At 72.9% G+C, this 9,394-nt stretch carries 6 protein-coding genes and 1 pseudogene; 3 read left to right on the top strand and 4 right to left on the bottom strand.

All coding sequences use genetic code 11. From position 1 onward, the window contains the following. Positions 1-115: 115 nt before the first annotated feature. From K6I34_RS24170 to K6I34_RS24160, 3 genes are all read right to left on the bottom strand, one after another. Positions 116-1,057, bottom strand: a complete 942-nt coding sequence (locus K6I34_RS24170) for an endonuclease/exonuclease/phosphatase family protein (protein ID WP_374230997.1) — start codon at positions 1,055-1,057, stop codon at positions 116-118. A 303-nt stretch (positions 1,058-1,360) separates the two neighbouring features. After that, complete coding sequence (locus K6I34_RS24165; protein ID WP_229328440.1) at positions 1,361-2,008, bottom strand: TetR/AcrR family transcriptional regulator C-terminal ligand-binding domain-containing protein; 648 nt, start codon at positions 2,006-2,008, stop codon at positions 1,361-1,363. Next, positions 2,005-3,681: an MFS transporter gene (locus K6I34_RS24160; RefSeq protein ID WP_229328439.1), complete on the bottom strand. Its 1,677-nt coding sequence runs from the start codon at positions 3,679-3,681 to the stop codon at positions 2,005-2,007. Before K6I34_RS24160 ends, K6I34_RS24165 begins: the two co-directional genes overlap by 4 nt. Positions 3,682-3,839: 158 nt before the next feature. Between K6I34_RS24160 and panB the strand changes: the two genes are divergently transcribed. The 3 genes from panB (at position 3,840) to K6I34_RS24145 (ending at position 6,902) form a co-directional block, all read left to right on the top strand. Continuing rightward, the gene (panB, locus tag K6I34_RS24155) at positions 3,840-4,709 is read left to right on the top strand and encodes a 3-methyl-2-oxobutanoate hydroxymethyltransferase (RefSeq protein WP_229328438.1); all 870 of its coding nucleotides are present in this window, start codon (positions 3,840-3,842) and stop codon (positions 4,707-4,709) included. Positions 4,710-5,049: 340 nt separating this feature from the next. After that, positions 5,050-6,069 (top strand): ATP-binding cassette domain-containing protein, encoded by a 1,020-nt coding sequence (locus K6I34_RS24150; RefSeq protein WP_229328437.1) that lies wholly within the window; start codon positions 5,050-5,052, stop codon positions 6,067-6,069. Continuing rightward, complete coding sequence (locus K6I34_RS24145; RefSeq protein WP_229328436.1) at positions 6,066-6,902, top strand: ABC transporter permease; 837 nt, start codon at positions 6,066-6,068, stop codon at positions 6,900-6,902. The genes K6I34_RS24150 and K6I34_RS24145 overlap by 4 nt, the downstream gene beginning before the upstream one ends. Positions 6,903-6,924: 22 nt before the next feature. Here the strand turns inward: K6I34_RS24145 and K6I34_RS24140 are convergent. Further along, a pseudogene (locus tag K6I34_RS24140) lies at positions 6,925-9,394 on the bottom strand (AfsR/SARP family transcriptional regulator); the annotation flags it as partial.

The following is a 9,394-nucleotide window of genomic DNA, read 5'->3' as shown; positions in this document are numbered from 1 at the left end:
GTTCTGTGCGGGGCGGGGCGTCATGGGCGCGCCTGGCGCCTGGCGGAAAGCTCCCCGAAGAACAAAGTCTCCCCGAAAGGTGTTCCCTTTCGCGAACGACCAGGTGAACAGCGGGTCAGATCTTGACGCGCGCCGCCACCGGGAGGTGGTCGCTGCCGGTGTCGCCGAGGGTCCAGGCGGAGACCGGCTCCATGCCGCGGACCATGATCTGGTCGATCCGCGCCATCGGGAAGGCCGCGGGCCAGCTGAAGCCGAAGCCGTCGCCCGCGGCGCCCTGTGCGGAGCGCAGCTGCGAGGTGATGGGGGCGAGCGAGCGGTCGTTCATGGTGCCGTTGAGGTCGCCGAGGAGCACGACCTTCTTCTCGGGCTCCCGGGCGATGGCCTGGCCCAGCGCCTCGGCGCTGTGGTCGCGCTGGCCCGCGGTGAAGCCCGCGTTCAGCTTCACGCGCACCGACGGCAGGTGGGCGACGTAGACGGCGACGGGGCCCTGCGGGGTGTGGACCGTGGCGCGCAGTGCCCGGACCCAGCCCAGCCGGATGTCGACGGGCTGGACCAGTTCGAGCGGGTACTTGCTCCAGATGCCGACGGTGCCCTGCACCGAGTGGTAGCGGTAGGTGCTCGCGAGCGCGCGCTCGTAGGTGCTGACGGCGGACGGGTCGAGCTCCTCCAGCGCGAGCACGTCCGCGCCCGAGGCGGCGACGTCCTTGGCGGTGCGCGTGGGGTCGGGGTTCTCGGCGTTGACGTTGTGGCTGACGACCGTGAAGTTGCCGCCCTTGGCGGACTTGTCGGTGAGCAGCCCGCCGAAGAGGTTGAGCCAGACGACCGCCGGGAGCAGCAGGGCGATCAGCGCGGTCGCCGAGCGCCGCAGCACGGCGAGGACGAGCAGCACCGGTATGCCCAGGCCGAGCCAGGGCAGGAAGGTCTCGGTGAGGCTGCCGAGGTTGCCCACCGCGTTGGGCAGGTGGGTGTGGAGCAGCATCAGCAGGCCGAGGACGGCGGCGACGGCGGCGACGACCAGGCCGCGCCGCCAGACGCCGGGGCCCCGCCACTGGTCCATGAGGCGCCGGGCCCGGGATACGGCCTGCTCCGGGCCGCCGTCCCCGTCGTGACCCGTCTCCTGCATGTACGCCTGCGCCATCGGCCGCCCTCACTGATCGTCCCGCTGTGACCCCCGCACGACGATAGGTGATCACCGTCGGGGTCCGTTTCCGCACACCCCGGGCGGGGTGTCGGTGGGGAGGACGAGCGTCCGGACCGCACGGGTTCCGGTGGCCGGGCCGTACGGCCGTGCTGTGACAGAACGGGCATATTCGAGCGCCCGGGCCGCTGCGGAAGGCAACGGCCCGGGCGCCCTGCGGCATCAGGGCCGGGGCCGCGCGCCCTCCATGACGGCGTCGACGATCCTCTCCGCGAGCCCCTCGGGCAGTTCCTCCGACTCGTGGAAGACGGCCCGGGAGAGCATGGGGCCGACGAACAGCTCGGAGAGGAGCCGCGCGTCCAGGTCGGCCCGGAGCTCCCCCGTGGCCATGCCGCGTCTGATCACCGCGACGGTGGTCTCGCGCCGGGCGAGGATGACCGTGTCGTGGTACTCCTTCCAGAGCCGGGGCTGGGCCTTGACCTGACCCAGGACCGTGCGCAGCACGGCGGAGGAGCGCTTGGCGAGACCGCGCCTGCGCAGCCCTTCCAGGAGCAGGACGAGGTCCTCGCGCGCGGACCGCCCGGGGAGCTCGGGGTCGGCGGCGTCCAGGGAGCGCAGCACGTCGAGCATCAGCTCCTCCTTGCCCGCCCAGCGGCGGTAGAGGGTGGCCTTGCCGACGCCCGTCTCGCGGGCGACGCGCTCCATCGACAGGTCGCCGATGGTGGTGCCCTCCTCCAGGAGGCGCAGCACGGTCTCGACGACGGCGGTGTCGACGGCCGCGTTGCGCGGGCGGCCGCGCCGTTCCGCGGTCCCCGTGGCCCCCGTGGCCCCTGTGGTGCCTGTGATGCCGCCCCCGGGCGGGTGTGTCATGCCTCGGCCCCCGCCTGCGCGGTCTCCGCGTCCGGCCGCCTGCCCGCGCCGTCCGGGCGGGCCGCGGTGCCGCCCGGCAGGAAGAGCGCGACGACGAGGGCGCCGAGCAGGGCGACGGCGGTGGAGCCGAGCACGGTGATGTGCATGGCGTGGATGAAGGCGTCCTTGGCCGGGCCGACGAGCGCCCTGCCCGCGGGGCCGAGCCCCTCGGCGACGGAGAGGGTGGCCTCGACGGACTCGCCCGCCGCGTGCCGCGCGGGGCCGGTCAGGCCGGGGACGGCGTCGAGCTTGTCGGAGATGCCGGAGCGGTAGGTGGTGGAGAGCACGGAGCCGAGCACGGCGACGCCGAGCGCGCCGCCGATCTGCCGGAAGGTGTTGTTCACGGCGGAGCCGGAACCGGCCTTCTCCCGGGGCAGCGACTGCATGATCGAGACGGTGGCGGGCGGCATGATGTGCGCCATCGCGGTGCCCTGGACGAAGAACAGCACCTCCAGGACCCAGATCGGGGTGTCGACGTCGAGCAGCAGGAAGCCCGCGGTGGTGGCGGCGACGAGCACCATGCCGACGGTGCACACGGCCTTCGCGCCGAACTTCTCGACGACGAGGCGGGCGCGCGGCGCGAAGAACATCTGGGCGGCGGCGAGCGGCAGGAGCAGCAGGCCGCTCTGCAGCGGGGTGTAGCCGCGCACGCTCTGCGTGTAGAAGACGATGAAGAAGGTGGTGCCCATCAGCGCGAAGAAGACCAGCGCGATGGAGGAGACCGCGGCCGAGAACGCGGGGTTCTTGAAGTACCGCACGTCGATGGCCGGGTGCGCGCTGCGCCGCTCGTGCAGGACGAAGGCCACCAGGACCAGCAGTCCGCCGCCGGCCGTGCCGTAGACCTCGGGGTCGGTGAAGTCGGCGAGCTGGCCGCCCTTGATGATGCCGTAGACCAGCAGCACGAGCCCCACGACGGACAGCAGCACGCCGACCGGGTCGAGGCGGCCGGGCTTCGGGTCCTTGGAGTCGGGGACGAGCAGCACCATCGCGATCAGTCCGACGATCACGATCGGGACGTTCACGAGGAAGACCGAGCCCCACCAGAAGTGGTCGAGCAGGATGCCGCCGGTGATCGGCCCTATGGCGATCGCGAGTCCGACGGCGCCCGCCCAGATGCCGATGGCCTTGGGCTGCTCCTCGCGCTCGAAGACGTTCATGATGATCGCGAGCGTCGAGGGCATCACGAACGCGCCGCCGAAGCCCATCACGGCGCGGAAGGCGATCAGTTCGCCGGGCGAACCGGCGAACGCGGAGACCACCGAGCCGATGCCGAACACGACCATGCCGAAGAGCAGGACCTTCTTCCGGCCGAGCCGGTCGCCGAGCAGGCCCGCGGTGAACAGTATTCCGGCGAAGACCAGGGTGTAGGAGTTGATCGCCCACTCCAGCTGACTCTGGGTGGCGCCGAGGCCGGTGGGGGCCGGGGTGGCGATGGTCTTCATCGCCACGTTGAGGATCGAGTTGTCCAGCACCACGATCAGCAGGCTGAACAGCAGGACGGTCAGGATCGCCCACCGTCTGCGGTGGATCGCCTCGGGGACCCTGCGGGCCGGTATCGCCGCGGGCGCGCCGGAGGCATGGGGGGAGCCATGGGGGGAGCCGGAGGAGGACGCCCCTGGGGGAACAGTCGCCATGGGGACCACCCTAAGCCCCATACGATACGACCCCGTCTCGTATTGGAAAGTCTTTGCGAAGGGCGGCCCTGGCCTGCCCGCGCGGTGCGTGACAGCATGGAAGGCGATCCGGGGACGCCGTCAGGGCGCCTCGAGACGACATCACAGGAGCCACCGCCATGACGCATGCCCAGAACGCCCCCGACAGCAGCCCCGCGAACCCCAAGGCGCTGTACGGAGGGACGAGCTCCCGGCGCATCACCGTCCGCGACATCGCCGCCGCCAAGGCCCGCGGCGAGAAGTGGCCCATGCTCACCGCCTACGACGCGATGACCGCCTCCGTCTTCGACGAGGCGGGCATCCCCGTCCTGCTGGTCGGCGACTCCATGGGCAACTGTCACCTCGGCTACGAGTCCACCGTGCCCGTCACGCTGGACGAGATCGCCGTCCTGTCCGCCGCCGTCGTACGCGGCTCCAAGCGCGCCCTCGTCGTCGCCGACCTGCCCTTCGGCACCTACCAGGAGGGTCCGGTGCAGGCGCTGCGCAGCGCGACCCGGCTGGTGAAGGAGACCGGCGTCGGCGCGATCAAGCTGGAGGGCGGCGAGCGGTCCGCCGAGCAGATCCGGCTGCTCGTCGACGCGGGCATCCCGGTGATGGCCCACATCGGCCTCACCCCGCAGTCCGTCAACGCCTTCGGCGGCTACCCCGTGCAGGGGCGCGGCGAGGAGGCGGCCCAGCAGCTCCTCCGCGACGCGAAGGCCGTCCAGGACGCGGGGGCCTTCTCCGTCGTCCTGGAGCTGGTCCCCGCCGAGCTCGCGGCGGAGGTCACCCGCACCCTCCACATCCCGACCGTCGGCATCGGCGCCGGCCCCGACTGCGACGCGCAGGTGCTGGTCTGGACGGACATGGCGGGCATGACGTCCGGGCGCGTCCCGCGCTTCGTGAAGCAGTACGCGGACGTGCGGGCGTCCCTGACGGACGCGGCACGCGCCTTCGGCGCGGACGTCACGGCGGGGGCGTACCCCGCTGAGGCCCACTCGTTCCACTAGGGAGTTGCCCCCGCCGGGGCTGCGCCCCGGGCCCCCGTTTGCCAGGGCGCGGCCCGGTTTCCGGCTGCGCCCACCGGGCTGCGGCTTGCGCTGCGCGCGCGGCCGCGGCCCCGGTGGGGGCTGGGCGCGCAGTTCCCCGCGCCCCTAAAAGGGCGCGCCTTCCGCCTTACCTTCCCGGTTGTGGGCATGCGTTCCGCTAGGGGCGGAACGGGTGGGCACAACCGGACCACGGACCTGCACCCACCACGGGGTCCGGGGGCGCAGCCCCCGGTCATCGGCTGTCGGTGCGCTGTCGGCGCCGTGTCGGCCCGATGTCAGTGGGGCCTGTCACCGTTGCCCCATGACGCGAAAAGACAACCACGGCGGGAACGCCGTAGAAGTCCGCGGCCTGGTCAAGCACTTCGGCTCGACCAAGGCCCTGGACGGGGTCGACCTGGACGTACGCGAGGGCACCGTCCTCGGCGTGCTGGGCCCCAACGGCGCGGGCAAGACCACTCTCGTCCGCGCCCTGTCCACCCTCATCAGGCCCGACGCCGGCACCGCCCGCGTCGCGGGCTACGACGTGCTGACCCAGCCCCGCCAGCTGCGCCGGGCCATCGGCCTGACCGGGCAGTACGCCTCGGTCGACGAGAAGCTGTCCGGCTACGAGAACCTCTACATGATCGGGCGGCTGCTCGACCTGTCCCGCAAGGACGCCCGGCGCCGCGCCGGCGAGATGCTGGAGCGCTTCTCGCTCACGGAGGCCGCCAAGCGGCCCGCCGGGCAGTACTCCGGCGGCATGCGGCGCCGCCTCGACCTGGCCGCCTCCATGATCGGCCACCCGGCGGTGCTCTATCTGGACGAGCCCACCACCGGCCTCGACCCCCGCACCCGCAACGAGGTGTGGGAGGAGGTCCAGCGCATGGTCACCGAGGGCGCGACCGTCCTGCTGACCACGCAGTACATGGAGGAGGCGGAGCAGCTCGCCCAGGAGCTGACGGTCATCGACCGCGGCCGGGTGATCGCGGGCGGCCGCGTCGACGAGCTCAAGGCCAAGGTCGGCGGCCGCACCCTGGTGATCCGCCCGGCCGACCCCCGCGAGCTGTCGCGCATGGTGGGCGCCCTGGCGCAGGCCGGTCTCGACGGCGTCACCGGGGCGACCGCGGACGAGACGGCGGGCACGGTGAGCCTGCCGCTGCTGAGCGACGAACAGCTGACGGCCGTGATCGGCATGCTGGGCGCGCGCGGCTTCGCCGTCGCCGACATCAGCACCCACCTGCCCAGTCTGGACGAGGTGTTCCTGGCCATCACCGGCCAGAAGGCATCCGCGCCGGCGGAGCGGGACGAGTCCGAAGCAGCACTCCAGGAGGCCGCCGCGTGACCACGGCAACGACGACCGCCACGGCCGGGGCCCGCCCCCGGGCCGGCTCCGGCGAGGGACGGATCGGCCTGCGGGCCAACCTGCGGCACATCGGGGCACTCGCCCGCCGCAACATGCTCCAGATCAAGCAGGACCCGGAGTCGATGTTCGACGCCGTGCTCATGCCGGTCATCTTCATCCTGCTGTTCACCTACGTCTTCGGCGGCTCGATCGCGGGCCGGGGCCACGAGAAGGAGTATGTGAACTACCTGGTCCCCGGTCTGATGGCGATGATGGGGATGAACATCTCCATGGCCGTCGGCACGGGCATCAACGACGACTTCAAGAAGGGGGTGATGGACCGCTTCCGCACGATGCCGATAGCCCGGTCCTCGGTCCTCATCGCGAAGATCGTCGTCGAGGTCGGCCGGATGCTCATCGCCACGTCGATCCTGCTGGCCATGGGCTTCGCCATCGGCCTGCGCGTCGAGACCTCGGTGCTGCACCTGCTCGGCGCGGTGGCGCTGTCCATGGTCTTCGGCGCCTCCCTGATGTGGATATTCATCCTGCTGGGCCTGACCCTGCGCACCGCCCAGGCGGTCCAGGGCGTGGCGATGCTGGTCCTGATGCCGCTCCAGTTCGGCAGCTCGATCTTCACGCCCACCGCCAACATGCCGGGCTGGCTGGAGGGCTTCACCAAGTACAACCCGCTGTCCAACCTCGCCGACGCGGCGCGCCACCTCATCAACGGCGGCCCGGTCGCGCACCCGGTGTGGATGGTCCTCGCCTGGTCGGTCGGCATCACGGCGGTGACCGCGCCGCTGGCCGTCACCCGCTTCCGGAAGAAGACCTGACCGGCGGGCGGAGTGTCTCGCGTCATACGAGGGCGGCGGCCTCCCCCTTGGTGAGGGTGCCGCCCTCGGCGTACGCGCGCTCGAACGCGGCGTCGTCCAGCACGGCCCGCACCCCGGCCAGAACGCGCTCGCGCACCTCCCGCTCGGCGGAGACCGGCGGGTAGTCGCCGGGCCGCAACGCCTCCGCGGCCCCCAGCAGCCGCGCCGCGGTCAGCGCCCTTTCCTCGCCGCCCAGTTCGGTGCAGGCGAGCGCGGCGTACATCAGCTGCACGGCGGGCAGCTGCGGCACGACGAGCCGCGCCAGCGGGTCGTCGGACAACGCGAGGCCGGTGCGCAGCCGCTCCAGCCCCTCGCCGAGCCGCCCCTCCAGGATGTCGAGCCAGCCGAGCTGACCGTGCATCATGCTCTCGAAGACCGCGAAGTGGGCCTTGCCGAAGAAGGCCATGAGGCTCTCGAAGATCTCCCGCGCCTCCGCCGTGCGCCCGTCGCGGGCGATCCGGGAGGCGAGCATGACCTTGGCGAAGGCGGAGGTCTCGGCGTTGGACCTGTCGGCCTCCGCGATGGCCTCGCGCAGCATCCGCTCGCCCTCGGCGGGGCCCACGATCCCCGCCTCCAGCAGTGCCTCGGCGTACCGGGCCCGCAGGGAAGGCAGCTCGGACGTCGCGCCGATCTCCGCGACCTGGTCGACGGCCTCCCGGTAGTCCTCCGCCGCCAGTGTCCATCGGCCACGCCGCTCCCGTGCCTCGCCGCGCCCCGTGAGCGCCTCGGCGATGCCCCAGGCGTCCCCGAGACGACGGAAGATCTCCAGGGCCTCGTCGGCGTCCCGCGCGCTCTGAGCGAGCCCGCCGGTACGGTCGTTGAGAACCTTGGCTCTCAGCTGGAGGGCGTTGGCGAGCTCCCACTCGTAGCCGTGCTCGCGGCACAGCTCCACGCCCCGCTCGACGGCGCGGTCCATGGCGTCGAAGTCGCCGGACAGCATGATCCCGAAGAACCACAGGGAGCCCGGGAAGCGGCAGTTCTGCGGCTTCCCGTCGCCGTACGCCCGGATGATGCCGCGCAGCCGGTCCTGGACCTCCGGGCTGCCGATCACCTGCATGTTGTTCTCGACGGTGGCGATGGCGATCATCCGCACCCCGCGCCGGGCCTCGGCGAGGACCTCCGGTGCCATCGGCGGCGGGGCCTCGATGCAGCTCGTATGGAGGGGCACAGCCTCCTCCACGGGCTCCACGAAGGGGTCGGGGCCCAGCGCCGCGACCACCTCCGACCAGGCGGAGGCGTCACTGCGGTGGTCCCGCAGCGACCAGAACCAGGCCACGGACAGCACCAGGCACAGCGCCTCCTGCTCGTCGCCCGCGGCGACGGCTCGCCGCAGGGCGGTGCGGAGGTTGTCGTGCTCCCGCTCGAACAGGTCCAGGGTCGCCCGCTGCCGGGGCCCGCGCAGCAACGGCTCGGTGGTACGGGCCAGTTCGCGGTAGGCGACGAGGTGACGGCGCTCGGCGGCGGCCCGGTCCCCGGCCTCGTCCAGCCGCTCGGCGGCGTACTCCCCCACGGTCTCCAGCAGCCGGTAGCGCATCTCGCCGCCGTCGGCGGGCGCCGCCACGACGAGCGACTTGTCGACCAGCGAGCCCAGCAGCACGGCGACGTCCCGCGCGGCCACCCCGTCGCCCGCGCACACCTCCTCGGCCATCGGGAGGTCGCAGCCGCCCGCGAAGACGGACAGCCGCCGCAGGACGGCGCGTTCGGCCTCGTCGAGCAGGTCCCAGGACCAGTCGACGACGGCGCGCAGGGTCTGCTGCCGGGGCAGGACGGTACGGCTGCCGGAGGTCAGCAGCCGGAAGCGGTCGTCGAGGCGGTCGGCGAGGCCGCGGGGGGTGAGCATCCGCAGCCGGGCGGCGGCGAGTTCGATGGCCAGCGGCAGCCCGTCCAGCCGTCGGCAGATCTCGGCGCACGCCTCGGGGTCGTCCTCGACGCGGAAGCCGGGGCGGGCCGCAGCGCCCCGCTCGGCCAGCAGCCGCAGCGCCACGGGGTCGGGCAGCGGCTCCACGGGCCGCACCAGCTCGCCCGGCACGGCGAGCGGCTCCCGGCTGGTGGCGAGCACGGTGACGTGCGGGCAGTGGGCGAGCAGCGTCTCGGCGAGCCGGGCGGCGGCGTCGACGACGTGCTCGCAGTTGTCGAGCACGAGCAGCATGCGCCGGGGCGCGCAGTGCTCGGCGAGCCGGTCGAGCGGGTCGAGCCCGGCGGCCTCCCGCATGCCCTCGGCGGCGGCGCTGCGCACGACGACGGTCTCGCGGGCGCCCAGTGCGGTGAGCACCGCCTCGGGCACGGTCGCGGGGTCGTCCAGGGGCGCGAGCTCGGCGAACCAGACGCCGTCGGGCCAGTCGCCGCCCCCCGCCGCGGCGGTCTCGGCCGCCTCCTGCGACAGCCGGGTCTTCCCGGCCCCGCCCGGCCCGAGGAGGGTGACGAGGCGGTGCCGCCCGAGGTCGGTCCGTATC

It is taken from the genome of Streptomyces sp. UNOC14_S4, from assembly GCF_020740835.1.
Lineage (GTDB): Bacteria > Actinomycetota > Actinomycetes > Streptomycetales > Streptomycetaceae > Streptomyces.
This window is presented reverse-complemented; position numbering and strand designations above follow the sequence as displayed.

Bases quoted from the DNA above. Each gene is read 5' to 3' on its own strand.
- K6I34_RS24170 (WP_374230997.1), bottom strand. From the start codon at position 1,057: ATGGACCAGTGGCGGGGCCCCGGCGTCTGGCGGCGCGGCCTGGTCGTC.
- K6I34_RS24165 (WP_229328440.1), bottom strand. From the start codon at position 2,008: ATGACACACCCGCCCGGGGGCGGCATCACAGGCACCACAGGGGCCACG.
- K6I34_RS24160 (WP_229328439.1), bottom strand. From the start codon at position 3,681: ATGGCGACTGTTCCCCCAGGGGCGTCCTCCTCCGGCTCCCCCCATGGC.
- panB (WP_229328438.1), top strand. From the start codon at position 3,840: ATGACGCATGCCCAGAACGCCCCCGACAGCAGCCCCGCGAACCCCAAG.
- K6I34_RS24150 (WP_229328437.1), top strand. From the start codon at position 5,050: ATGACGCGAAAAGACAACCACGGCGGGAACGCCGTAGAAGTCCGCGGC.